We start from the raw sequence: 25451 nt of genomic DNA, 5'->3' as shown, positions 1-25451 counted from the left end.
TCACGGAAACGCTTGTAGGCGTCCTGCGCCCATGCGATCTTCCAGTCGGCTTGGTAGTCAGGGTCGAGGATCTGCTCGCGCAGCTTCTTCGCCCGCTCGACACTAGCCGCATAAGCATTAGGGCTATCTTCCTTGAATGCTTCGTCGGGTTCAGGCAAATCAAGCACTTTAATCCGGGCCCATCCTTTCGCGGACGGGACGTACATGAACTAATGCTCGCGTCGATTCGAGTCGACCTTGCATCGGGTGGTGTATGGGCGGGGTGTGGTTGAAAAGTAGATGTAGCGCCACGATGGTCTCCCTTCAAAAATGAAGGGAGACCCGTTCGAGATGTGAAGTTGTGCCTGCCAACGGGAGAAGGCGTTCAAGTAACAGCGAAAGCGGGCACCTACGAATAGATGCCCGCCGACGGGCCTCGAACAGATCTCCCGATGAACGGTTAACCACCGTGCTCGATCACAGCTCGGCGCTGCAGGAACCCCGACCACGAGCGTGGCCGAACCTCCTAGGTAAGACCCGCGCTGTCGACCGCCCGAGCCTCACTGTAGGTATGTGCGGCAGCTGGCACTCAACCCCGGCGCCGGAGTACGTCGCATTGGGTTCGTGCTCGTGTCGCTGAGGCTTGTTACCATCCTCCGTGGTAACATGTGAAGAAGTTCTTCACGAACGCGATCCGGCGTGATGTACTCCGAATACCTGCTTTCAGGCTATGAATCGCGGTTTACTGTGCTGTGAGAAACCGTGAGGGGCTGTCGTGAGAAACCGTGAGACTCTTTGGATGGGAGGGTGATGAAGTTTTTCGAGCTGGCCGATGCGCTGCAGCCTGCCGTGCCGAGAAGCCTGCCACGCGCCCCCTATCTGCGTGAGTTGATTTCAATGTTCACCGTTGTTACCGAAGACGAATGGACCACACGGAATGACCCTTCCTTCTTTCCGTCTGACACGACGTTGGAGTCGATGGCGTCCAGGGACAGTGCATTCACGAAGAAGCTGGCGAAAGCGATTACTGCCCGGTGGGGCATCAACAACTTCGTGACCGTCTTGGACGAGTTGGAATTAGAGACTCAGCAGTTAATCACGGACAATATTGCTGCCTATGGCGAGCAGATCCGTCTCGACTATTTCTCGGGCGACGTGTCACGTCTGCTCGTGGAGATCGTTCACACGAAAGCCGGCACGGATCACGGCAAGCAGCAGGTGCTCTCGCAGATCGCTATCCAAGCTGCCCGCGTGAGATACGAGAAACTCGTGTTGACCCGTTCGCGCGGCTGCGCCGAATGCGGCACTCCGCTGCGTGTAGAAGCGCACGGCCACCAGGCCGACTCCTACGAGATCATGTTCCTCGACGCTGACGGTGACGAGCACGGTCCAGACGACTTCGCCGCACTGTGTAAGCCGTGTGCCCAGAAATACGGGCTTTCTCACACTCCAGCTGATGTGACTAGGCTTCGGGAGAAAAATCAGCTGTGGTCACTGAGCGACTGGATCGATGAGGGACTCGTTCCGCTCGGCCTGGACGACAAAATCGGCGAACTACTCATGGCCATCCACAATCTCCCGGTCGAAAACCTCGCCCCGAACGTCACCTACGACGTGATGCCGATGCAAGACAAGCTCGCCGATACGAAACTGGTGCGGCGCGTCCGTGACCACATGAGCATCTACGAAACCAGAGTGCGCGAGACGGCAAAAGCCCTCCAGGAGGAAGGCAAACTCGACTTTGAACGGATGTGTGACGATATTTGGGGTGCCTGGCGCGTCCTAGCTGACGCTGGATTGAGCCAAGATGAGATCTGGACCAGGCTCACCGCATGGATTGACCAGCACACGAACATCGACGATTACGCCTGCGGGGTGGTCGTCTCGTTCTTGACCCAGATCTGTGAACTGTTCAAACCAAGGAGGTCGATCCTGACATGATCAGGCTTCCCAACAAGCTCTACAGGTTCAACGAGACCGCGCTCGCGGGCTTCGTCACCATCCTCAAAACACTCGGCACAGAGCCTACGCCGGTTCTTGACCTGCAAAGCCACCTCGCCGACAAGTTACGCACCGAAGACTTCATCGACGCACTCACCCTCCTGCTCGCTCTCGGGGTGCTCGACTTGAACGCCAGCGAAGGAGTGGTCAATCGTGCTCACTAGGCTCTGGTCACCCGCATTCCACCGCAACGGCAAACCGCGCCCGGTCATCACCATGCACGCCGGGCTGAAAATTGTTGAAGGTTCCGACCAGGCACAACACAACTCAATCGGCAAATCCACGTTGCTGCAAATCATCGATTTCGTCTACGCCGGGAAAAATTTCCTCGACTCTGACGCTGTACGATTCCCGCAAGCCGTCGGCCACCACACCATTCACTTCACCCTCCGACTGAACGGCCAAGATCGTCACTTCGTACGCGCCACCGACCGACCCGGGTTCGTGACCCGCTACCACGACCCAAACTGGCACGAGGCTGATCGGGACTGTGAGCTTGCTGAATATCAACAGTTCCTGCTCGACGAGTACGGCCTCGAGGATACCGGCGGCACCTGGCGTGAACTAGTTGGACGGTTCAGTCGCGTCGATGAACGCGACATGGGGCTCCTCGACCGCCCCTTAGCCGCCGCTGCACGAGCTAACGACATTGACGGCGCAAAAGCGTTACTTCGGCTCTTCGGCGCGCACGAGGAGATCGACAAGATCCAATCCCGGTACGACCAGGTGCGCAAAGAAGTCGACGCTCTTAACGCGATGGCGAAAGGTAAGTACTCCAGCTACATCAAGTTCACTACGAAGAAGGAACGCGACGCAGCCCAGAAGGAACTCCTTGAAGCTCGCAGTGAAGCCAAACAGCTACGTACCCACGCCGACCTCGACCTATTCCAGGCCGAGCAAAAAGCACGACAAGAACAAGCCCTCAAACGGGCCCAGATGCGTCCGCTGGTTCAAGAACTTGATGCGATCAACAGCCGCCTAGCAATCGTCGAGGCCACGCTGTCGGGCAAGACTCGCATCACCACTCGTGACCTTGAAGAGTTCTACGAGTTCTTCCCGCACGCGAACCGTGAATCCTTAGAAATCATCGAGTACTACCACCACCAGCTCACCGGCATCCTTGAAGACCAGCTCCACGAACAGCAACGTCACTACCAGGCTCAAGCCGCCGAGCTGAAGGTGGCCATCCATAACCTGCAGGCGCAAATCCTGGCGCTTGGCCAGTCCGTGCAGTTCGATGACGAGATCTACGACCAGTCCGCCGAGGTACAAGCCAAAATCAACCGACTCGAAGAGCAAATCCACACCTTCGACCACAACGGAGACACAGGATCAGGGGCAATAGCAAAGAACCTGATTGTGTTCGACCTCGCCGTCCTGAATAGCACCCCGCTGCCGTTCCTCATCCACGACTCCGCGATCATCAAAACCGTCGCCTTCGCACCCGTCCGCGAACTGCTCACCATCTACGCTAACAGCGACACACTAGAAAGCGGAGCACACGAACCTAAGCAGGTGTTCTTCTCTTTCGACGCGACCAAGGCCTACGGCACTGGAGTCGAAGAAATCGTCACCCACAACCAAATCATCCACCTCGACGAAGGCACCGAAGCCCTCTACGGCTTCACCTGGAACCTCGAAACCGACGCAACAACAACCGGAAGAGATAACACGCCGTGACCATCACCTTCAAACCCCTATGGAAACTCCTCATCGACCGTGAGATGACCCGCGAAGACCTCCGCCACGCCACGGGGCTCTCTGCAGCGACCATCGCTAAACTAGGACGAGGAGGCAACGTCACCACCGACGTCCTATCCCGCATCTGCAAAGCACTCAACTGCGACATCGCCGATATCTGCGAAGTTGTTCTTACTGACACGAAGGGAGAAACCGACTAGATGGCAGCTCAGCGTCTCCAACTCACCTGGTACAACAAGGACAAGGCTCTCATCCCCACTGAGACCGGCAAGTACGGCTACACGTGGGTTGACCCATCGGATCCGCGCTACTGCGAAACCCACACCCTCGTGCTAGACGACTATGTGCAAGGTGCGCAGACACCGAAGGCGGGCGAGTTCGCCCACTCCGAGCGGGCCGATCTAGAGCCACAGGACGATAATCTACTTATTTTAGGAGAGTCCGGCGACGTCCTCGAAGCCCTCACCCGCGTGCCTGAGCTGGCCAAGAAGTACGTGGGTAAAGTCAAGCTGATCTACATTGATCCGCCTTTCAACACGGCGCAGACATTCGCATCGTATGAAGACAATCTAGAGCATTCCATCTGGCTGACCATGATGCGCGACCGGCTGCTCCACATGAAGAAGCTGCTATCTGCTGACGGTTCGATTTGGGTACACCTTGACGACGTGGAGGTGCACCGAATGCGACTTTTACTGGATGAAGTGTTCTCCCCAGGCTCGTTTGTGACGACTATCGCATGGGAGAAAGCACAGGGTGCGCGCAATGATACCGATATCTCATCCGCCCAGGATTTGATTCTCGTGTATAAGAAGTCACCGACCATCGACTTTAAGAGCGTCCGGAACCTACTGCCACGAAGCACAGCGCAGATCGAACGGTATCAAAATCCAGATAATGATCCACGCGGACCCTGGCGACAGGGTGACAATGGAACTGCAAAATCAGGCTCCGAGGATTACCGGTTCCAGATCAAGCTTCCCTCTGGCCGTGAAGTTGTCCCGCCACCCGGGTCATACTGGCGTTTCTCTGCCGCGTCCTTTCAAGCTGCAAGGAAAGAGGGACGTATTTGGTTCGGCGCGAACGGGGATTCACTCCCGGTGATTAAGCGTTACTTAAACGAAGTCCAAGGCGGCGTGGTTCCGCGAACCTGGTGGCCAGCATCAGAGGTTGGATCAAACCAGGAAGCAAAGCGTGACCACTTGCGTCGCCTGTTCCCTGATTCCGAGCCGTTCTCCACCCCCAAGCCGGAGCGTCTCCTCGAACGCATCATTCACATCGGCTCGAACCCTGGCGACATCGTGCTAGACGTGTTTGGTGGGTCGGGGACGACGGCTGCGGTGGCGCAGAAGATGGGTCGGCGTTGGGTCACGTGCGAATTGCTGGAGTCGACGTTCAACACGTTCACGCGGCCGCGCTTGGAGAAGGTCGTCAATGACCAAGACCCGGGCGGGATCACGCGGACGAAGGGCGAGCGAATCGATGCAACAGCAGACGGCTTGCCGGATGGGGTCTCAGCCGATGACGCAGCCAAGTTCACGCGCGTGCTGAACAAGCTGATTAAGGATGATCCGGAGTTGAAGAAGAGCGCCGAAGTGAAGGCGCTAAAGGCCGCAGCGAAGACTAAGCGTACGAAAGAAGTGGTGAACTGGCGCGGTGGTGGCAGCTTCCAGGTGGCACACTTGTCGCCGGCGTGTTTCGACTACGACCCTGCCTTGGATCGGGTGATGCTCACTGAGGCGGCGACCGGCGAGACGTTGATTGAGTCTGTGGCCGCGAATCTTGGGTTCACGCTGCTGCATCCGGATGATGACTACGTGTTCGATGCCCGCCGGGGCAACGCTCTACTCAAGGTGGTGGAGGGCGTAGCCACAGTCGAGATCGTTGACTGGCTGGCCCCACAGATTCAGCCCGGGGAGACGATCGTGCTAGCAGCAACCACCGTGATGGATGGGGTGCGCCAGCACCTACGCCGCGCAGTGAAGGGGTCGCGAGTGGTTGCTCTGCCGGATGATGTGTTCCGCTATAACGAGGGTGGTGACCAGTAATGACGACCAGGCTCAACGTGAGTTTTGATTCGGACACACTGGAGTCGATCAGCTCTGAGTTCGACCTGCGTGCTCCTAACAAGGAAGCGCTGCGCCAGCTGGTCTTCACTCTGGACGGTGACTACGACCCGGCCTTGATGCAGGTGCTCAACCTCGCCACCGGTGTGGGCAAGACGTATCTGATGGCCGCCTTCGTGGAGTATCTGCGCCGTCAAGGGGTCGGCAACGTCGTCATCGTCACCCCGGGCAAGACGGTGCAGGCCAAGACCGTGCAGAATTTTACGCCGGGCTCTCCCCGCTACATCACGGGGTCTGCTGTGCCACCTGAAGTGGTGACCCCACAGGACTACTCTGCGTGGATCGCCCGCCAGAACGGCCCCGCCCAGCTCGCGTTCGGGCGGGCAACCCCGATGCTTGCGTTCATCTTCAACATTCAGCAGCTCATCGCGCCGAAGGAGGTCGAGGGTGACACCCACGGCGCTACGCAGGATGCGATGCGCCGCAAGCCCCGCCGGTTCGATGAGAACGCTGGAGTACTTTTCGACTATCTGAAGAACCTCGACGATTTGGTGGTGATCGCCGATGAGTCACACCTGTACGGCACGAGTGCGGTGGCGTTCAACGCGGCCTTAAAGGAACTCGACCCAGCTGCGGCGATCGGGTTGACGGCGTCGGTGGACAAGAAGGCCGATCACGTCGTCTATGAGTACCCGCTGTATCGAGCCATCCAAGACAAGTACGTCAAAGCGCCGGTGTTGGCGTTCCGCAAGACTGGATATGGCACCGAAGAAGCATCCGAGGAGCAGCAGCTACGGGATGCGTTGCAGTTGCGGGCTCTCAAGCAGGCCTACTACGACTCGTATGCGGCCTCTCAGAATCGTGATCATGTAAACGCGGTAGCGTTCGTGGTCTGCTCTGATGTGGAGCATGCCACCCAGGTCGCTGAACTTTTGCGCACCCCCGAGTACCTCGGCAAGGATGATGCCGTATTGCAGGTGGATTCCAAACACGAGGACGAGTTGACCCAGCGTCGTCTCGACCAGCTTGATCGGCGCGAATCGCCCGTGCTCGCTGTGGTGAGCGTGAACAAGCTCAAAGAAGGCTGGGACGTCAAGAACATCGCTGTCGTCGTCACCTTGCGGGCGATGGCCTCGGAGGTGCTGACCCAGCAGACCATGGGGCGCGGCCTGCGCTTGCCGTTCGGCAAGTACACGGGAGTGTGGCAGATCGACCAGCTCGACATCATCGCTCACCAGTCCTTCACCGAACTACTTAGCGCAGAGAATGTGCTCCAGCAGTTCGGTCTGGACGAAGCCGTCCCCGAGCCTGACAAGGCCAAGGTTGAGGAGGCGATCCGCGAAGCCGCCGAACAATCCAACACGGATACAGGCACAGCCACGACCTGCGGTGACCAACCACCGACGACAACCGGTTCTGAACCGGGCACCGGTAGTGGTGAGGGCGCCGGTGGTGTGGCTCCGCAGCCGGTCGCTGTTCCCGTTAGCGGCGGTGACCGCTCGGGCACAGGGTTGCCCGGCGTTGGCATTCGCACTATCACAGACCCTGAGGATCAGCCCACGTGGGAGTTGGTTTCGATCGGACGGAATCCGAGCTTCGCGGACGTGGCCTATCAGTTCCCGGTGACGACGATGACAGTGCAACAGCCGCCCATCGACTTGTCCGAAATCAGTGACTCTGAGATTGAGCAGGCTGCCCGTCGGGTGACATCCGCTGGCGACGTGCTGCTGCGCAAGGAGATCATCGCCGCCCTCGGCAAGAAGCTACGCGCTGAGGATAGGGAAAGTGCCGAAGTCGACTCCGTCCACGTTGATGACGATGACGCGCAGGATGCTCTGGTCAAGCTGGTGGTCAACATGTCGCTGGTACCTAAGACCGAGCAAACCGCCCGCTACGTCGCCACGTTCCTGGTGCCAAAGTTCATGCGCGCCGTGACATTCACCGGTTGGACCGTCAAGTCCCTCGACTCTGCCCGCGCCGAACTGCTCGGGTTGATCAAGAACTACACGACCGAGACGCTGCGGGCCACCCGCGAGGTGCCGACCATACACCCCAAGTCGATGCCAGGCGCCGGCTATACGCTCCCGCTCGGAGAGCAAGTGCATGACCAGATCGAGAGTCGTGACCAGTTCGTGCGAGGCCGGGTCTACGGCGGCTGGTTCAAGTCGCTGTTCGCTGAGGAATCCTTCGACTCCTTCACCGGCGAATACCAACTTGCTCGCCTGCTCAACACTTCGCCTGGCATCGAGTGGTGGCATCGCCTGCATCCGCAAGACGGCGCGTTCGTGTACTACAACGCGAAAGACCGCTACTTCCCCGACTTCGTGGCCTTGGACACCAACGGGGTGCATTGGATCATCGAGGGCAAGGACGAGCGCGGCCGCGATGACGCCAGGGTCCAGGCCAAGCGTAAGGCTGCCGAGGCGTTGGTGCGCCGGTTGGTTGCTGAGGATGCCTACGCCGGTCAGCACTGGGGCTACCTGATCGCCTACGAGCAAGACACCGCCCGTGCCGACTCGTGGGGAGACCTGAAAGCCTTCGCCAGCCCGGTCAGCAACGCCCTGTAGCTGCGAGTTCGCCTGGGCGCATCACGGGGCTCCAGCGTTGCGGGAGGTCGAGAGTGACGGCCTCGCCGGTGATGAACACGAAACCGAGCCTGCCATCGGTGAGCATGCACCCGCCCTCCAGCACGGCAAGGAAGTCCGGGATGTGGAATGCAAGCTGCGTCGGCGATTCAGTCAGGAGCTTGTAGATCGCCGTGTGGAGCGTTGATGGACGTCGCAGCGCACCCATGGCGCGCAGGCTGTCCACGGCCTGGTCGACCGCCACGCGGTTGCGCCCAGCGAGCACTTGCAACGCTTCGGCCATTTTCACCAGCAGCACTTCCTGGTAGAGGTGGCTGGTAGAGCACGTGCCGCGCTTGACGTAGTTCGTGGGACACTCCCACACGTCGACCCGGTTCGGGGTACCGGAGTGCCAAGTCTTGTGCCCGAACGGACTGCCGCAGTCGCCGCAGACGATTTTGCGGGACATGCGCCGACCGAAAGAATTGTGGCCGCGCGGGTCGACGCGAGTGGCGAGCCAAGGCAACTCGCGGTCTGCGATGCCGAGGGTCTCGGCGATGCGGCGTTGGGCGCGGAATGCGTCCATCCACTCGACGGTGTGCCCGGCGGCGAGATTTTCAAGGAGGAAGCTGGTCAGCCGGTAGGTCAGGCGAGCTTGTACTGCTGCGAGTTCGGGGTAATGCATGGTGTCGGCTCCTGTCTTTGCGTCACGTACATGCACGCTCTGATCGGGGCTAATAGCAAGTCGTTGGCGGCGATACTTTTTGGCACTACCTATACTTTTCGGCGCTACTCTCAAACTTGCCCCATAGGGGGTAGCGAATGTTAATACGCATCATTTCACCGAGATAGCTCAAGCTCTCCGCCCACACCAGCGCCCTAATTGCCAACCTCCAGAATTCATCTTTTCCCACTTTGACAAGCCAAAATCGCCACACGAGTACACCTAGCCGAAAACTAGCTTTGTATCCAATCCGCCACCATGTGCGAGCATGCCGATGGATCCCGCACTTCTCTGTCTACCCGACACTTTTCGGCGGCACTCATACTTTTCGGCGCGAGGCACACTTTTCGGCGCTACCCCCTCATAGCACCATTCGCGACCCGATCGAAGCACCCAAAACCGGCTCGAACACCCGCTTCCATGCTCGCTCCAAGCCACGTCAGAAGCACAAGAAACCCCTCGTTTTCCTTGTTCTACTAGGTAAAACTCGGAACCCGAGGGGTTCGTTTCACACTCACACTGTTGTATCCAAAGTAGAGTGTAGATTGTGGAGCTAAGGGGATTTGAACCCCTGACCTCTTCCATGCCATGGAAGCGCGCTACCAACTGCGCCATAGCCCCGCGTACAGCAATAAACTATATCGGATCACAAACCGCGTAACCAAATCTTAGACTGTGTTAACACTCACCTGTTTTATGTCCTCAGCGATCTGGTGGATCACGGGTTCAAGAGGGGAGGATGAACGCCAAACTAGCCTTAACCTCCGGCTGGGTTGGGGATCTTTAAAGCGGATCAGATGCAACGAGTCAGGTTGAATAAACGGAGGTTTTACCGATAACTCAGGCAGTAAAGTAACTCCTGCTCCCGATGCAACCATGTAACGAAGTGTTTCCAGCGACGTCGCAGCAAACTGGGCCTGCCTAGCACCCACGTGTTGACACGGCGCCCACGAATGGTTCCGCAAACAATTGCCTTCCTCAAGCAACAAAATAGTTTCCCCACGCAGTTCCTCAAGCGAAACAGGTTCATCCTGACCCGCTAAACGATGCGAATCCGGCACCGCAAGAACCAAGTTCTCTCCAAATAAATACGCGGAGGAGTAACGAGGGTCTTCAACCGGATCCGCCACAATCACCGCGTCAAGACCGCCCGCAGCAAGCTGGTCGAGTAACGTAAGTGTCTTATCCTCCACGAACTGGAGCCGCGCATTAGGCATGCTCTTATTCAGCCGAGGGAGCAGATGCGGAAGTAAATAAGGAGCAAGAGTGGGGAAAATGCCAAGGGAAATACGTGCCGCCCACGGATCTGCCCCCCGATCCGCCGCGTCTCTAATGTGAGTCAAGTCCGACAAAACGTGGCGTGCATACGCCACGACCTCCCGTCCAACGGGAGTGAAAAGAATCTGCGAGCCACAGCGCTCCACCAAAGCCGCACCCAAATCAGACTCAAGCTTACGGACCTGAGTTGACAACGTAGGTTGCGACGCTCCAGCGGCAGCAGCTGCGCGGGTGAACGTTCCCTCATCCGCCAAAGCAACCAAGTACTCCAAATCTCGCAGATTCATTTCACAATCCCTAAAAACAACAATCGAACTAAAACTCGCCGCGATAGATCCGTGCGGAACCGCAATCGTGCCTCATGCTTAGTCCTGAGGCACCTTGCTCGCTCAACGCAAAAACCACTCATGGATACTTCGCTAGCTCGGTGTAAGAAACTAAGCACGGGCACTTGGCTAGCTCAGCACACAAAACCACAAAAAGGCGTGTGGCTAACTAAACGCACAAAACCACGAACGGGTACTTGGCCAGTGCGGCAAGCGTATCTAGTTGGCAGTGTGGCGAATAGAGTAATCAAACGCTCCCAGTGCGGCTGTTGCTCCGGCACCAAGCGCAGTTAGGATCTGCTTATACGGCGTATCCGTGCAATCCCCAGCGGCGTAAATGCCTGGCACAGACGTCGCTCCCGTGCGGTCCACCTTGATTTCTCCGCGACCATTCAACTCTAGGACTCCTTCAAGCCACTGCGTGGAAGGCACCAGGCCGATTTGAATGAACACACCATCTACGTCCAAACGGTGTTCTTCCTGCGTTGCCCGGTCTAAATACGTAAGTCCGGTTACCTTCGAACCATCACCGTCAATGGAGGTTGTTTGAGTGCTCGTCACAAAATCAATATTTGACCGTTCGCGCGCGCTCTTTTGCAAAACCTCGTCGGCCATCAGATGGTCTGCGAACTCAACTACCGTAACGTGCTTCGCCACGCCCGCAAGGTCAATCGCAGCTTCAACCCCAGAGTTACCACCACCAATCACAGCCAGGTTCTTTCCCTCAAATAACGGGCCGTCGCAGTGCGGACAGAACGAAACTCCCTTGTTGCGGTACTCAGACTCCCCAGGAACCCCCAGAAGCCTCCACGACGCACCGGTTGCCACAACGAGATTCTTCGCTTCCAGCGCACCCCCGGCTGCGGTAGTTACCTTATGAAAACCGTTCTCTGCAGCTGGCGTTAACCCAATTGCCTCATGCGGAGCGTAAACATCCACATCGTAATGCCGTACATGTCCCTTCAGGTCTTCCGCAAGCTGAGGTCCCGTGGTTGCGATTGTGGGCACGAGGTTCTCAATACTCATCGTGTCGAGCACCTGTCCGCCTTCACGTTCAGCAAGAACCGCCGTACGCAGGCCCTTGCGTGCACTGTAAATCGCCGCGGAAGCACCTGCAGGACCACCGCCCACCACGAGAACGTCGTATGGTTGCGCATTGTTCATCTCTTCCGTTGCCCGGGATTGCGCATCAGTGTCGATCAGTGCGATGAAGTCATCGACGGTGGCACGTCCTGAGTGGACCATTTCGTCACCTTCAAACACCGCTGGAACAGACATGATGTTGCGCTGTTCAACTTCGTCTTTAAACGCGCCACCTTCTACAGTGGTGTGCGAAATCAACGGGTTCAGCACAGAGATCATGTTCAACGCCTGAACCACATCTGGGCAATTTTGGCAGGTGAGGGACATGTACGTTGTGAACTCGCGGGGGGTTTTAACCGCCTGGATGGCCTCCACCTGCTGGTCCGTTAGTTTCATGGGATGCCCACCGACGTGCAGCAGTGCTAGCACCAGCGAAGTGAACTCGTGTCCCAGGGGGATACCTGCGAACGTTACGGCAACATCAGAATCGTTACGGCAAATAACAAAAGATGGGGTGCGACGCATTGGCTCTTCAGCAATAGAGACGAGCTCGCTCTTATCAGCAATCTCTTGGAGCAACTCCCGCATCTGCGCTGACTTATCGCCTTCATCCAAAGAGGCAACGAGCGTAATCGGTTTGCGTAGGTTTTGTAGTACTTGCTCCAGTTGGGCGGATAGTTGGGGATTCAAAACACTCATTAAAAGTCCTTTTCGTTAGTGTTGGCGGCCCTTTCGGGGCCGCCAACACGTGTTTTCCAATGGGGTGGAAGGTCTTAGATCTTACCTACGAGATCGAGTGACGGCTCGAGTGTCTCTTCGCCTTCTTCCCATTTCGCAGGGCAGACCTCACCCGGGTGAGCCGCAATGTACTGCGCTGCCTTTACCTTTCGAACTAGTTCTGCTGCGTTGCGCCCAATACCTTCTGAGGTAACTTCGAAGAACTGGATTGTGCCTTCTGGGTCGATGAGGAAGGTGGCGCGGTCCGCGAGGCCTTCTTCTTCTCGCATGTTCTCGAAGTTGTTGGTGACTACGCCGCGTGGGTCACCGATCATCGCCCATTTGATTTTGCCGATGGAGTCTGAAGATTCGTGCCACGCTTTGTGGGTGAAGTGCGTGTCGGTAGACACGGAGTAGACTTCCACACCGAGTTTTTGTAGTTCGTCGTAGTAATCAGCGAGGTCAGATAGTTCCGTTGGGCAGACGAATGTGAAGTCTGCTGGGTAGAAGAAGAAGATTGCCCATTTTCCAAGCACGTCTTCTTCGGTTACTTCCACGAATTCCCCATTCTTGAACGCTTGCGCCGTGAATGGTTTGATCTTCGTGTTCATCAGGTTCATTACGATCTCCTTTTGGAAACTCTTACCTTTTTAGAAACTAATATCTGTAAGTCGCTTGCCCTTTTGAAATCCTCAAGCAACCCCATTATTGGTCATAGCTATAGAGAAAGCAAATGCCATCAGATGCGTGAATACGCGCTGGTCAAGATCTGTTTTGCGGGTAGGCGCGAGGTGCTCACATGAAGATAGGTAAGCCTCGTTGTCATCGCTTTAACTGTTTGTGGTGTGAGTTGCATTGTTTGTTGTTTGAGTTCGCTCTTAGCTGAAGCGCGTGGGGGGCTTTTTTGAACTTGCGGCGGGGTTATTGCTGGGGTGGGTGGTGGTTTGAGTAGAATTGTGGGAGTTGAGTTCTTGGGGGAGTGGATATGAAACCGCTGGTGATTGGGATTGCTGGGGGAACGGGGAGCGGGAAAACGACGCTTACGCGTGAGTTGATCCGTAGTTTTGAACAGCAGGTTTCGGTTATTTACCACGACAATTTCTATAAGGCTCATGTTGGGCTCACGTATGAGGAGCGTTCGGCATTAAATTATGATTCGCCGGATGCGTTTGATACGGATCTGATGATTGAGCAGTTGCATCAGCTTATGTCCGGAGTTGCGGTTGATTGTCCGGTGTATGATTTCAAGATTCATAACCGTAGTGATGAAACGGTGCGGATTGATCCGAGTCCGGTATTGATTGTGGAGGGGATTTTGATTTTCGCGTACCCGGATTTGCGGGATTTGTTCGACATTAAGCTATTTGTTGATACGGATGCGGACGTGCGGATTCTGCGTCGGGTTAAACGTGATGTGGTGGAACGTAAACGTACGCTCGATTCCATAGAGTCGCAGTATTTAGGTACCGTTAAGCCGATGCATGAGTTGTACGTTGAGCCTTCTAAACGGTATGCGGACTTGATTATTCCTGAGGGCGGCCGGAACTTGGTGGCTCTCAACATGGTGACTAATCGGATTCGTCATCATTTAGACAGCGCGGGTGTGGGACATTAGTTCCGCCTGCAGTGGCCCTGGTGATTGAGCTGTGTTTACTCCAACGGCTTGTAAGTAGGAACTCAGCAGTTTCGGACCCACGTGTTTGTATCCTGCGGCGCGCATTCGCTGCAGTAGACGGCGTAGTGTTTTCTCGTTGTCCCACTGCGGGTGGTCTAAACGCTCCCACACTAGGTCTGCTAGTTGGTATCCATCTGCGTTTAGTTGAACGGTGGCGCGGGCGTTAGCAATAATGGCCTCAATTTTTCTGCGGTTTCGGATTACCTTGGGGTCTTCTAAGATTCGGTTCACGTCCACCGGCCCAAGTTGAGCCACCCACTCTGGGTTGAACCCCATGAACACTTCCCGCAGGTGCGGGCGTTTACTAAGAATGGTGGACCAGCGCATTCCACATTGGAAAATGAGTAAACACAAGGTTTCAAACAATGCTCTTTCAACGAATTGCGCTCGGCCCCACTCCTTAAAGTAGTAATCCCGTGTTTGCGCATTGTGCGCCGCCCATGAGGGCAGTGAGGGGAGCTGACCGGTAAGTAGTGCTTGTGGCATTGTGACACCTTTCTATTTTGGGGCATGTGCACCTGGGTAGGTGGTAGTTTTATTCTTCCCGGAAGTGGCACGTTTGAAAATGCCGCGTGTAGACACTGGGGAATGGCCGAGGTGTGGATAAGGTTTATCCACTACGTCTAGTAGACGGATTACCTGGCTCAAAGTAGTAACCCGGAGTGGAGTGTGGTGTGAATACTGAGATGACTGTCGCAGGCCGGCGCGTTCTGGTTGTACGCAGGCGTCAAAAATATATGTATCTGCGGCTTAAGAGTGGGTATCTGCTAGTTACAGCGCCGACCCGGACTTCTTTGAATACGGTCCGCAGTTTCGTGCTAGGAAAAGAGAAGTGGATTCGAGACCGGATCAATTCTGGGGTGCAAGACCGTCCCGCTATTCTGCCAGGCAAGGTAATTAAAATTTGGGGTGAGGATGTTCGGTTGGTGCACGCACAATCTGCGAACATACACCTCGGGCACGTAGGGCAAGGTCGAGCGTTACCGTTACCTCCAGGTTACTCGCTGTCTAGCGGGATTCTTACCGTGTATTCACCACACGACCGTGGGTCTGATTGGGAACGTGCGTGTACGGATGCGTTTAGAAATATTTTGCTTGAGGTACTGTCACAACTGCGGCATGAGTGGGAACCTAAAATGGGTGGAGGCCCAAGGCGGTACTCGTTGCGGAACATGAAAACTCGGTGGGGGAGTGCGCGGGTGGATGGTGAGAGGATAACGATTAACACGAGGTTGGTGCATTATCCACGACGATCATTAGAGTACGTGCTGGTGCACGAACTTGCGCATCTTCACGTGCCGAACCATGGCACTAACTTTTACGCCATGATGGACCAGTTCTTGCCTGACTGGAAAGACAGAAGAACAGAGCTGAATACCCTCGATAGGGCAACTGCGTGGTGAGTCTTGTTCTGAGGCGGAGTGGATGTGTTTGTGGTTGTGTGAGGCCTCAAGCCAGGTAGCTCCCCTGTCAGTGGTGGGTTCTGTTGTGTTACCGACACAAATACCAAGGTCGGGCGTGGGGCATTCTCTAGGAGTTACCAGTTATCTGGAGCGACGCGCAAGGAGAAACACCATGAGAAAAAAAGAGTATCTTTTTTACTATTAATGCACTGGTTATGGCTGGGACCCTATCTCTAACAGCAACAGGGGCAGCGGTAGCCACGGAAGCTACTGCTCCCAAAGCGGGAATTAATCAAGTCATTAGTGTTGATTATTCCGGCGGGCTGAATTAGAGGGAACTTGAAAGGGCTTTTCAGCTTATCGAGTCGATTCCTGAAACTGCTCTAAAGGATGAGAATACTTTTGGGCATTTTGTTTTGGCGACTTGAGAGAAGAGGATGCTGTGATGGAAACGAAACCTAATGAGATGCTATTTGTTGTTGGTATTTTCTTTTTGATCAGTGCATCGTTTGTTGGAAACCTCTCATGGTCCGGGAAGTGGTGGGTTGCAATACCCCTGATGGTTTTCGCTATCGTGTGCGCGATAAAATACATTATAGAGATGTTTAAGTGGCTGCAATCTAAAAAGGATCAATGAGGCGCAATCGTGTCACGCTGTTGACGATGCAGGGTTTTGGATCAAGAAGTGGCATGACCTTGGGAAAATACGGCTCGCAAGAACACTATTTTTCTTCATCGGGTTATTTGAAGTGTGCGGGGCTTTGTTCCTCGTGTTTTTCTTGCTCGTGCGGAACTGGCGTGTTGAGACGGCTTCTAAGTCCTGTCTTTTCACTGAGTGGGCTACCTCTTCTATCCACATAGGTGCCTTCTGGTACAAGAACTGCGCAGATATGAGAAGTCCTGTGCACACGGTATTTCTCTTCGAAGATCTCGGCGACTTCGCGGTCTAACTATCCGCACGAAACTCATCGTTCTTCCCGTTGTTTACCAGGCTTTACCCGTCGACTCAAGTGTTGTTCACTCGCACCACGCTCAGTAACTATCGACACGATCGTGCGATCCCTATCAATATCCAGGCCAGTAGCATCACGCTGATACTCAGCCGTAAACTTGCGTCTCTTACTCATGCTTACAAAGTCGCCTCCTTAGCAGAAAAATACCGCCTCTCTAAGTGCCAACAAACAAGGAGCAAGACCGGATGTGCTTGTCTGGTCCGGATTGTGGGAATGTTTTCCACAGTTGGGTTTGGGCTCTGGTTTTATTTGTGGGGTTCGTTTATTGTTCTTTTTAGCGGTTGGTTTTGTTAGCTGGCGGCTTGTTCGTGTAGGCGAGTTTGAGGATTTTCGATGTTGCGGACCCTCTTTGGTAATCGTGTGTCTCGACTAGTTTTAGTGTTGGTTTTCTTGTTGGTTTGTGTGCTTACTGTTTCTGCGTGTGGTGGTAAGAGTTCTGGTGAGGAGTCTAAGGGCGCGGTGGGGGCTTCTCCTGTAGCGTCTCCCTCTGGTGGGGGTTCGTCTTCCCCGTCGGTGTCGGCTTCTGAGGAGGCGGTGGTTCCTCCGCCGCCGGTGTCACAGCGTTATCCGCATGATAGGCCTGAGTATCCGCAGGAAGGGTATGTGCATTCCCAGGAGGGGGCGATTAAGGTTGCGCAGTATTTTACGGAGCTGATTGGGTATTCCTACAGCACTCTGGATACCAGGCCTCTTGAGAAACTATGCGACAAAAAGACCGCTGAAAGGTGCCGAAAGCTAATTGATCTTGCGTTGAGTCAAAAGGACTCGCACGCGTGGATAAAGGGAATGAATACTACCAATACACAGTTTCGAGCTGCGGGTCCTCCCGATAATGGAATGCCGGGAGAGATTTCTGTAGTTCACACAGCAGAGGGCGTTAAATTTACATACTTCGATAAGAATGACGGACCTCAAATTAAAGAAAAAGAATATCCACTATTGACCGTGGGAGTAAATCTCAAGTGGAGCAAAAATCATTGGAAAGTAGTTGATGGTGAGTATCTGATAGGTGAGAGTGAGAAGTAAATGATTGCCCTAGTACCTCGCATACTAACTAACGCAGCTACCATCCTTGCCATTTCTGTTTTTGGTGTCTTGCCCGGATTAGTGACAGATGACTTTGCAGATGATAGCAGTAAAACTGTTGGGAAGCTCAGACCTAAGAGTTATATAGATATTAATGTTCAGTCTCAGAGTGTTATTTATTCGTATGATACGGGTGGTGAGGCTTCGGTTGCTCAGCCTAGTTATGAGGCTTCTGTCCCTGCTGCGGGTGGGGTGAGTGCTTACCGTGGGGGTGGGGTTAGTGGTGGTTGGGGTGGGGGTAGGGACTTGTCGTTTAAGTCTTCTGCTGCGCCTTCTGGCCTGGGGGAGGAGCCGAAGGTGGTGACTCCTTTTCAAAAGGCGATTGCGGCGGTGGCTGCTGATAGTCCGCCTCAACCACGGTTGCATGTCCAGCCTGATCGGGGGTGGGTGTGGACTGGGTTGCCAACTATTTTCTACTATACGAATACGTCTAAGACCTCGCGGGTTGATGGGGCGGAGGTTAGTTGGTATGTGACTACTCACCGGTTGGATTATGCTGATGGGAGGACGCAGTTGTTCAGTGGTGATGGTGCTCCGTATCCTAATCAGTCGTTGGTGCATGAGTATGTGGAGCCGCTGCGTAATATTGAGGTTCATTCCACTACGTTTTGGAGTGCGCGAGTGAAAGTCGATGGGCAAGTGTTCACGCTCGACACTAACCGCACTACCCATGAGGTCAGTAGCATGTTTGATGCTAAACGCCCCCGCTCGTCCCTAGTCGTCACCCCCGGCTGGGACGAATAACCAACCAGCCAGCCAAATACGCCAAACAACCAACCAGCACCCAAATAGGCCAAACAACCAACCAGCCAACCAAATAGGGCGAACAACTACGGCGACGAGTGGCAGCCTCAGGCAATACTTTAACTACCAGCAGAAAAACCCACGGATCTCATACCGTAAATAGAAACCTGACTATTAACTAGAAAACTAATTACTACCTAGAATCAGCCTGGTTCAAAACCAGCATGGTTCAACAAAACAAGGGAGGACACACACCCGCATGTCCTCCCTCAAAATACTGTTCTCTAACAGAATGCCGCAGCTAATGCCGCGTCCAATGCCTTCTCAAATAACGTCTCACGCTCCGCGGAGCTCATGTCTTCTGACGAGTCCAACAAGTTATCAGAAACCGTCAACACAGCCAACGCTTCCTTATCAAACTCAGCTGCAACCCCATAAAGCGCAGCCGCTTCCATCTCCACACCCAACACACCATACCGAGCTAAACGCTCATTCTGCCCCTCAGGCGTCAAGTAAAAATGGTCCCGCGAAATAATAGTTCCCACATGCGCATTTGCACCAGCACGCTGCGCGGCAGCAGCCACCAAGTTATACGATGCCACAGCACTAAAATGCACGCCCGGCAGGCGCGGAACGTTCATAGCAGACTCCGTATGCGCACCCACACCAATCACCACGTCACCAACCTTCACCTTCGGCGAAAGCCCACCGCATGTTCCAACGCGAATGATCCGCTCAACATCAAACTGAGAAAACAACTCCGTCGCATAAATAGTGATCGACGGCTGGCCCATACCCGAACCCATAACGGAAAGAGGCTTACCATCCACCGTTCCCGTATACGCAAGCATGCCGCGCACATTATTTACCTGGCGCGCGTCCTCCAACACAGTCTCCGCAATCCGCTTTGCCCGCAGCGGATCACCCGGCATCAAAACCGCCGGAGCGAAATCCCCACGTTCCGCAGCAATATGAGGTGTAGCCACAACAACTCCTAAAAACTAAAACCTAAAAACTAATCAAACAAAAACGACACCGTAGTCACCAAAGCAAAATCTAAGCCAGCAATCATGCCGCCAACTTGCACCGCGGATAACTAGCTAAGAACCCGAATCTGGAATGGGTACTGATAAAGCTCCCCTCGGTTCGCTAACACCGCCCCCCGGATTGAACACCACAGCGTCGCAATGAAAGCAATGCCCCACAGAATGACTGTTACAGGAATTAAAATGAATGTAAATATTAAACCCCAACCAATCAGGGTCATTATAGTAATCCCCAAAGCGAAGTTAAAGGCTCCAGCCGCGGCCCGTTGCGCAAACGGATCTTTACCCCGCGCAAGCAGCCAAATAACAAGAGGACCAACGAATACTAACCAGCCCACTGAGAAAAGCATTGCAATTAAGGCTGACAGGTGCGCAATAACAGCCAACCCATTCCCGCTCGGAGCGTTCGGAACGTTATAACGAACATTATTATTACTCATACAACTAATGATTACACGAGCAGGATACCGCCTGCATGCTAACTAGATCACACAAGTGCGCGCACTCGCATTTACCCACCACTTTTCATACCATGGCTGAACGCAGACACTTGTTTATCAAAGTCCGTCTTGTCCTAAAGAACCGACCCGAAAGCATCCATGCCTACCATTAAACTCGTCGCCTTCGACCTAGACGACACCCTCGCACCCTCCAAATCCGCGCTTCCACAGCCAGTCGCCCAAGTACTGCGTCGGCTCTTAGATAAAACTCCCGTATGCGTTATCTCCGGAGGTCGTTTTCAACAGTTCGAAACACAGTTGCTGAACCATCTGCATGCCAGCGATACTCAGTTAAGGCAGCTTCACCTCATGCCCACTTGCGGAACGCGCTACCTACGATACCGAAATGGTGATTGGCACACTATCTACGCGCACGACTTATCCGAAAACACTAGAGCGCAGGCAATCCAGGCGATTGAACAAGCAGCGCGTCAACTCGGATACTGGCACCCCCACCCGCGCGGCCCCATTATTGAAGACCGCGGCAGCCAAATCACCTTTTCTGCGCTAGGTCAGCAAGCCCACTTGGAAGACAAGGCCAGTTGGGATCCAGACGGTACCAAGCGTGCAAAATTGTGTGAGGTACTAGCCCAAGCTCTGCCTCAACTGCAAGTACGCGCAGGCGGATCCACCTCGGTTGACATCACCGAAAAGGGAATCGATAAAGCATTCGGCATGAACCACCTGGTGGACAGCACTGGGATCTCCCGCGAAGAAATGCTTTTCATCGGTGACCGCCTCGACGAAGGGGGGAACGACTACCCGGTGAAAGCCGCCGGATTCCCCACGCGCCAAGTGACGTCGTGGCAAGACACCGTCGAGGTCGTTACAGCACTTCTCAATCGGGAACTATTTAATGGGGAACAATAATAATCCCCTCACTGCGGGCGGGTTGCCCAAAACACAACGGCCGCAGCGGCAGCTACATTCAAAGAATCTACCCCGTGAGACATAGGGATCATTACCTTATGATCCACAGTGCGTAAAGTCCGATTCTTAATCCCATACCCTTCAGACCCCATAATCCAGGCGATTCGCCGGCCAGGGCTACCCTCAAGGTTATGCGCGAAATCCTGTAAAGAAACTGGTTTGTCATGAAGCGCCAAAGCAACTGTTTCAAAACCATGCGATTGGAACATATGGGGATCAGGCCACGCGTCTAACCGCGTCCACGGCACCTGAAAAACAGTTCCCATCGAAACTCTCACGGAACGCCTGTACAGCGGGTCCGCGCAAGAAGGCGTAACGAGTACCGCATCCACGTTAAGCGCGGCGGCGCTGCGGAAAATCGCGCCCACGTTAGTGTGGTCAACAATATCTTCGAGTACCACCACGCGTCGCGCATCCTGCAGGAGCGCTTCAACAGCAGGGAGCGGGTGGCGATGCATGGACGCTAACACGCCGCGGTGAACGTGGAAGCCAGTGAGCTGTTCCAAAACTGATTCCTCTGCGACAAACACCGGCGCATCCGGAAATCTTGCAAAAACAGTTCTCATACCATCGAGCCACCGCGGGGACGTGAGGAACGAACGCGGCTCATAACCACCCTCGAGGGCGCGTTCAATCACGTTCTTAGATTCCGCAATAAACAATCCGCCCCGAGGTTCCAAAACCCGCCTAAGAGCCACATCGGTTAAACCCCGATAGTCGCGCAAACGCTCATCGGTTAAGTCATCCAGTTCCACAATCACGGACCCAATTAAACCACGCTGACTTGATGCCTAAACCACGCGTACCCAAAACCAGGCGGACTCTAACCAGACGAACTCACGAGCTAAACCACGCTGGTTCTGCAACCAGGTCTCTACACAGCGGTGGAGAAACTTTGTCCACACCAGTTTTAACTCACGCTTGCCGATAGGCACCATAGACCACTCGGCGGCACGGTTGCATTCTTAAAACAGGTATTGCGGCTGAGTCCTCACTCGCTCCGGCACCAGACAAGACAAAAGCACTCAGATTAAGATCAGGAGGAACTTTGACACTCACAGCTACAGGTACAAGAGAACAAGTAGGGGTTTACGGCATGCGCGGTTGGACTACGCGCAAGCAAATCCGGCGTATCTTGCAACCGTTTATGGATGCGCGAATGCGAACGGACTCCCCATCCGAAGCGCTTTATTCCTTTCAAACATACCGCGACCTCGACGCGCGTGGTGCCCAGCTTTTACTGAGCACACTCCCGCTCGCTAATCTATCGGAACGTCAGAACTTAGCCCCGACCTGCGAGGCCATGTTGAAAGCATGTGCGGTAGGCCGAGGAGCGGTGCGAGTCTCCGGGTACGCGGTTGGGCCAGCCAGGACTGATGAACGAGTAACTGTTGACGGGCTCATTTATCAAAGCGATGCGGAATGCATATTGTGCACCCACCTCAGTTCGGCCGAGGGGAACCCGAAAGAAGGTTCTAAAGGATGCTCTCATTTATGGCGTCGATTTCGCTCCGAATTGCAACTTCAAAGCGCGTTGGATTCACCAGATGAGTTTCAACGCGTGAGTTTCGAAACGGTGGGAAGGCCTGGGACTCGCCAGAAGAACGCGTGGTGGCTGTGGTGGGATTAGAGCAACCCCGGTAGGGCAGATACGGAATCAGCGGTTATTCAGGTAAGCTGGGAGCCGTGTTTGGTAAGCGTAAGAAGTCTTCACAAGAGCAAAATCCGGTTCAGGGCACCCGCAAACGCGGCAAAGGGCGGCCAACCCGCTCACGTAAAGAAGCAGAAGCCGCGAACCGTAGAGACGCGATCCCTGCGGATCGGAAAGAAGCGAAACGCCGCGCACGGGAACGCCGAGACCGCATGTGGCGGCGCGAACAAGAAGCGCTTAACACTGGTGAAGAACGCTACCTACCAGCACGCGATAAAGGCCGAGTCCGCCGATTCACTCGCGACTGGGTTGACGCCAGGTACTCCATATCCGAATGGGTCCTCCCACTGATGATCCTGTTCATCCTCACCATGCTCGCCATGGCACTCATCGTGCGCTACGTATCGGCGTACACAGCCCAGCTGATCACCACCACAATCTCGGTGGGCACCTACGGCATGTTCCTAGCCGCAATAATCGAATCAATCTGGGTGAACCTAAAGATCAAGAAACAAGTGCGAGAACGAATGCCATCCGAAGGGTGGCCACGCGGACAGTGGTTCTACACGTTCTCCCGAATGGTCATGGCTAGGCGCTGGCGCAAACCCGTGCCCATGGTTGAACGCGGAGAGTACCCCAACTAACCCCTCAAACTAAAACCGAGAAAACGCACAGAAACAGTCAAAACGCAAAGAGAGATTATGAGTAAGCAACTACGAGAAAAAAACGATCAACTCTTCGAACAATTCGTAGAAGAACTAAAAACACTCGTGCGGATCCCCTCAATCTCATCGGGATCATTCGACCAAAAAAACATGGTTAAATCCGCCGAGCACGTGGCTGAACTCTTTACCCAAGCGGGATTAGAAACCCAAATCCTCACTGCGAAAGACGAAGCAGGCAACGAAGGCCGCCCCGCGGTAGTAGCGCAATCAAAACCAATCGAGGGAGCGCCCACCGTCCTCTTGTACGCGCACCACGACGTGCAACCAACCGGAGACGAATCACGCTGGCACACCCCGCCCTTTGAGCCGCAAGAACGCGACGGTCGACTCTACGGCCGTGGCAGCTCCGACGACGGCGCCGGAATAATTGTTCACTACGGCGCACTCAAACTCCTCGCAGAAAAACTACCTGTGAACGTAAAGGTTTTCATTGAAGGTGAGGAAGAAATCGGCTCCCCAAGCTTTGAGAACTTCCTCAAGAAATACCACGATCAACTGGACGCCGACTACATCATCGTTGCCGATTCCAACAACTGGGAAGCGGGGAAACCTGCCCTCACCTCCAGCTTGCGTGGTGTCATTCAAGTGACAGTGCGGTTGCAAATGCTGGAACACGCTGTGCACTCCGGCATGTTCGGCGGAGTAGTGATGGACGCGGTAACCGCGGCAAGCCGACTAATCAGCACATTCCACAACGAGGACGGATCAGTAGCCGTCGAAGGGCTCGTAAGTAAAGAAACTGCGGACGTCAACTGGGATGAACAAGCAGTGCGGCGCGACACCTCCATGATTGAAGGAACAGAGCTGATCGGGCGCGGGGATATTGCCTCACGCATCTGGACGCAACCGGCCATCTCCGTAATTGGAATGGACTCCACCAGCGTGGCCCATGCCTCCAATACTATTCAACCCGAATGCACATTCGTCATCTCCATGCGCACCGCACCGGGAACCGTAGCTGCTGAAGCCCACGAAGCGCTAGTTAAGCACATTAAGGAACACACCCCGTTTGGTGCGCGCGTGACCATTGCCGACGGAGAACTTGGCCCCGCGTACGAAGCTGACCTCGAAGGAACTGGCGCGCGGATTGCGCACGAAGCACTCTCCGAAGCGTGGGGAGTGCCATCTGTCAACATCGGCGGAGGCGGATCAATCCCATTCATCTCCACGTTCAAAGAACAATTCCCGGGTGCGCAAGTGCTCGTCACCGGGGTGGAGGACCCGAAAACCAACGCGCACTCCGAAAATGAGTCGCAAGATCTAGCAGACCTCAAAGCCGCGATCTTAGCTGAAGCACTCATGCTAACGCAGTTCGCGAAACAATGAGCCTGCCGTTTAACCGCGTTATCCTAACCGCCGAGCCAGCCGCCCCGGTGAGCCAGCGGACCTTGGAAACAATCGTGACGCATCGGCACGTGGCGCAGCTACGTGTCGACAGCGTTACGCAAGCAGCGGCCCAAACCTGTGGCCAGGCAGAGACGTCTGTAATTGGAGAAACCATTGCAGAAACGCGAAGCGTCGTAGCCGGGCACGAAGAAGCCACTGCGCAAGCGGGTTTAGACCATCTGCTTGCGATCGCGCAAGTACCTGCGGACGAGGTCACGCTTAACGCGTGGCAAGATCAGACGTTTCTGCGTGAACTACGGACACGAGCGCTCAGGGAACTAGCGGGTGAACAACTCGAAGTGCTCTACACGACCTCGCGCCCCCTGTTCGGCTTGGACTCAGTGATGGCGCAGCACCCAGATGGGACCCCTCGGGCGTTCAATCCGCAAGAACAAGCTCGTCTGGGCCAGATTTGGAAGAATCTGCAGCGAATAGTAGACGAAGAGAACCTGGTGGGCAGGCCTGCGGACCAAGCAATAACGCGCATCCCCGGGTCTGGTGCGGGCGCGGGCCTGGGTGCCATCGCCCTGCTCCTACGCGGAGCACTCGCCCCATACTACCCACAGTGGGCGCGTGAAAACCTCAAAGATAGCGACGAACGTACCCTAGTAGTTTGGGTCGGTAGTGCTCTCCACCCACAAACCGTTGCCGACTCATCCCTGGAAGCACTCGGGGAAACCGCCGCGCAAAACGGAAGTGTTTTAATCGCGTTCGCAAACGAGTCTTCACTGTCCCCACACGAATTAGCGCAATGGGGAGTTAACAGTGCGTACATAATTAAGAACGATCCCGTGGCGTATCTAACGCGCGTAATCTGGGGCACTTGGCTCCGCGCCACATAGCCACCAGCACC

At 55.0% G+C, this 25451-nt stretch carries 22 protein-coding genes, 1 tRNA gene and 1 pseudogene; 14 read left to right on the top strand and 10 right to left on the bottom strand.

The window, feature by feature from the left end; genetic code table 11:
- Positions 1–206 (bottom strand): annotated as a pseudogene (locus QS713_RS06855) (sigma-70 family RNA polymerase sigma factor); the annotation flags it as partial.
- Between the two features lie 583 nt (positions 207–789).
- Here QS713_RS06855 and QS713_RS06850 point away from each other — a divergent pair.
- The 6 genes from QS713_RS06850 to QS713_RS06825 are packed head-to-tail and all read left to right on the top strand — an operon-like array spanning position 790 to position 8314.
- Entirely contained in the window at positions 790–1920 is a 1131-nt protein-coding gene (locus tag QS713_RS06850) for an ABC-three component system protein (RefSeq protein WP_313273674.1), read from the top strand.
- Positions 1917–2144: an ABC-three component system middle component 7 gene (locus tag QS713_RS06845; RefSeq protein ID WP_313273672.1), complete on the top strand. Its 228-nt coding sequence runs from the start codon at positions 1917–1919 to the stop codon at positions 2142–2144. The genes QS713_RS06850 and QS713_RS06845 overlap by 4 nt, the downstream gene beginning before the upstream one ends.
- On the top strand, positions 2134–3660 hold the full coding sequence (locus QS713_RS06840; RefSeq protein WP_313273669.1) for a DUF2326 domain-containing protein: 1527 nt from the start codon (positions 2134–2136) through the stop codon (positions 3658–3660). Before QS713_RS06845 ends, QS713_RS06840 begins: the two co-directional genes overlap by 11 nt.
- The gene (locus QS713_RS06835) at positions 3657–3881 is read left to right on the top strand and encodes a helix-turn-helix domain-containing protein (RefSeq protein ID WP_313273666.1); all 225 of its coding nucleotides are present in this window, start codon (positions 3657–3659) and stop codon (positions 3879–3881) included. The genes QS713_RS06840 and QS713_RS06835 overlap by 4 nt, the downstream gene beginning before the upstream one ends.
- Entirely contained in the window at positions 3882–5729 is a 1848-nt protein-coding gene (locus tag QS713_RS06830) for a site-specific DNA-methyltransferase (protein WP_313273664.1), read from the top strand.
- Complete coding sequence (locus QS713_RS06825; protein WP_313273662.1) at positions 5729–8314, top strand: DEAD/DEAH box helicase; 2586 nt, start codon at positions 5729–5731, stop codon at positions 8312–8314. The genes QS713_RS06830 and QS713_RS06825 overlap by 1 nt, the downstream gene beginning before the upstream one ends.
- Here QS713_RS06825 and QS713_RS06820 read toward each other — a convergent pair.
- The 5 genes from QS713_RS06820 to ahpC form a co-directional block, all read right to left on the bottom strand.
- The gene (locus tag QS713_RS06820) at positions 8298–8996 is read right to left on the bottom strand and encodes a recombinase zinc ribbon domain-containing protein (RefSeq protein WP_313273660.1); all 699 of its coding nucleotides are present in this window, start codon (positions 8994–8996) and stop codon (positions 8298–8300) included. The genes QS713_RS06825 and QS713_RS06820 overlap by 17 nt on opposite strands.
- A 587-nt stretch (positions 8997–9583) precedes the next feature.
- Positions 9584–9656 (bottom strand) — tRNA-Ala (locus QS713_RS06815).
- A gap of 47 nt (positions 9657–9703) precedes the next feature.
- Entirely contained in the window at positions 9704–10600 is an 897-nt protein-coding gene (locus tag QS713_RS06810; RefSeq protein WP_313273658.1) for a LysR substrate-binding domain-containing protein, read from the bottom strand.
- A 258-nt stretch (positions 10601–10858) separates the two neighbouring features.
- Positions 10859–12421: an alkyl hydroperoxide reductase subunit F gene (gene ahpF, locus QS713_RS06805; protein WP_313273656.1), complete on the bottom strand. Its 1563-nt coding sequence runs from the start codon at positions 12419–12421 to the stop codon at positions 10859–10861.
- Between the two features lie 74 nt (positions 12422–12495).
- A complete protein-coding gene (gene ahpC, locus QS713_RS06800) occupies positions 12496–13059 on the bottom strand; it encodes an alkyl hydroperoxide reductase subunit C (protein ID WP_313273653.1) in 564 nt (187 codons plus the stop codon).
- A 365-nt stretch (positions 13060–13424) separates the two neighbouring features.
- On the opposite strand from ahpC, the gene udk reads away from it, so the two are divergent.
- Positions 13425–14054 (top strand): uridine kinase, encoded by a 630-nt coding sequence (udk, locus tag QS713_RS06795; protein ID WP_313273651.1) that lies wholly within the window; start codon positions 13425–13427, stop codon positions 14052–14054.
- Here the strand turns inward: udk and QS713_RS06790 are convergent.
- Positions 14028–14600 (bottom strand): DNA-3-methyladenine glycosylase I, encoded by a 573-nt coding sequence (locus QS713_RS06790; RefSeq protein ID WP_313273648.1) that lies wholly within the window; start codon positions 14598–14600, stop codon positions 14028–14030. The genes udk and QS713_RS06790 overlap by 27 nt on opposite strands.
- Positions 14601–14800: 200 nt before the next feature.
- Here QS713_RS06790 and QS713_RS09175 point away from each other — a divergent pair, with 200 nt between their 5' ends.
- From QS713_RS09175 to QS713_RS06780, 3 genes are all read left to right on the top strand, one after another.
- Positions 14801–15517: a M48 family metallopeptidase gene (locus QS713_RS09175; protein ID WP_376779572.1), complete on the top strand. Its 717-nt coding sequence runs from the start codon at positions 14801–14803 to the stop codon at positions 15515–15517.
- Positions 15518–16863: 1346 nt separating this feature from the next.
- Complete coding sequence (locus QS713_RS06785; RefSeq protein ID WP_313273645.1) at positions 16864–17556, top strand: DUF6318 family protein; 693 nt, start codon at positions 16864–16866, stop codon at positions 17554–17556.
- A gap of 81 nt (positions 17557–17637) precedes the next feature.
- Positions 17638–18360, top strand: a complete 723-nt coding sequence (locus QS713_RS06780; RefSeq protein WP_313273642.1) for a hypothetical protein — start codon at positions 17638–17640, stop codon at positions 18358–18360.
- A 284-nt stretch (positions 18361–18644) separates the two neighbouring features.
- On the opposite strand, the gene deoD is transcribed toward QS713_RS06780, so the two are convergent.
- Together deoD and QS713_RS06770 are read right to left on the bottom strand one after the other, a co-directional pair.
- Positions 18645–19346 carry a purine-nucleoside phosphorylase gene (gene deoD / locus QS713_RS06775; RefSeq protein ID WP_313273639.1) on the bottom strand — a complete coding sequence of 234 codons (702 nt, stop codon included), beginning with the start codon at positions 19344–19346 and terminating at the stop codon, positions 18645–18647.
- Positions 19347–19456: 110 nt separating this feature from the next.
- Positions 19457–19846, bottom strand: coding sequence for a DUF4870 domain-containing protein (locus QS713_RS06770; protein WP_313273636.1), 390 nt, complete (start codon positions 19844–19846; stop codon positions 19457–19459).
- Between the two features lie 168 nt (positions 19847–20014).
- On the opposite strand from QS713_RS06770, the gene QS713_RS06765 reads away from it, so the two are divergent.
- Positions 20015–20776, top strand: a complete 762-nt coding sequence (locus QS713_RS06765) for an HAD-IIB family hydrolase (protein WP_313273808.1) — start codon at positions 20015–20017, stop codon at positions 20774–20776.
- Between the two features lie 8 nt (positions 20777–20784).
- Here the strand turns inward: QS713_RS06765 and QS713_RS06760 are convergent, their stop codons facing one another.
- Complete coding sequence (locus QS713_RS06760; protein WP_313273634.1) at positions 20785–21597, bottom strand: TrmH family RNA methyltransferase; 813 nt, start codon at positions 21595–21597, stop codon at positions 20785–20787.
- 925 nt (positions 21598–22522) lie between these two features.
- Here QS713_RS06760 and QS713_RS06755 point away from each other — a divergent pair.
- The 3 genes from QS713_RS06755 to QS713_RS06745 are packed head-to-tail and all read left to right on the top strand — an operon-like array spanning position 22523 to position 25440.
- Positions 22523–23131, top strand: a complete 609-nt coding sequence (locus tag QS713_RS06755; protein ID WP_233187269.1) for a DUF3043 domain-containing protein — start codon at positions 22523–22525, stop codon at positions 23129–23131.
- Positions 23132–23188: 57 nt separating this feature from the next.
- Positions 23189–24538, top strand: coding sequence for a dipeptidase (locus tag QS713_RS06750; RefSeq protein ID WP_313273629.1), 1350 nt, complete (start codon positions 23189–23191; stop codon positions 24536–24538).
- Positions 24535–25440, top strand: a complete 906-nt coding sequence (locus tag QS713_RS06745) for a hypothetical protein (protein WP_313273627.1) — start codon at positions 24535–24537, stop codon at positions 25438–25440. Before QS713_RS06750 ends, QS713_RS06745 begins: the two co-directional genes overlap by 4 nt.
- Positions 25441–25451: the final 11 nt, after the last annotated feature.

The organism is Gleimia hominis, from assembly GCF_032085515.1.
Lineage (GTDB): Bacteria > Actinomycetota > Actinomycetes > Actinomycetales > Actinomycetaceae > Gleimia > Gleimia hominis.
This window is presented reverse-complemented; position numbering and strand designations above follow the sequence as displayed.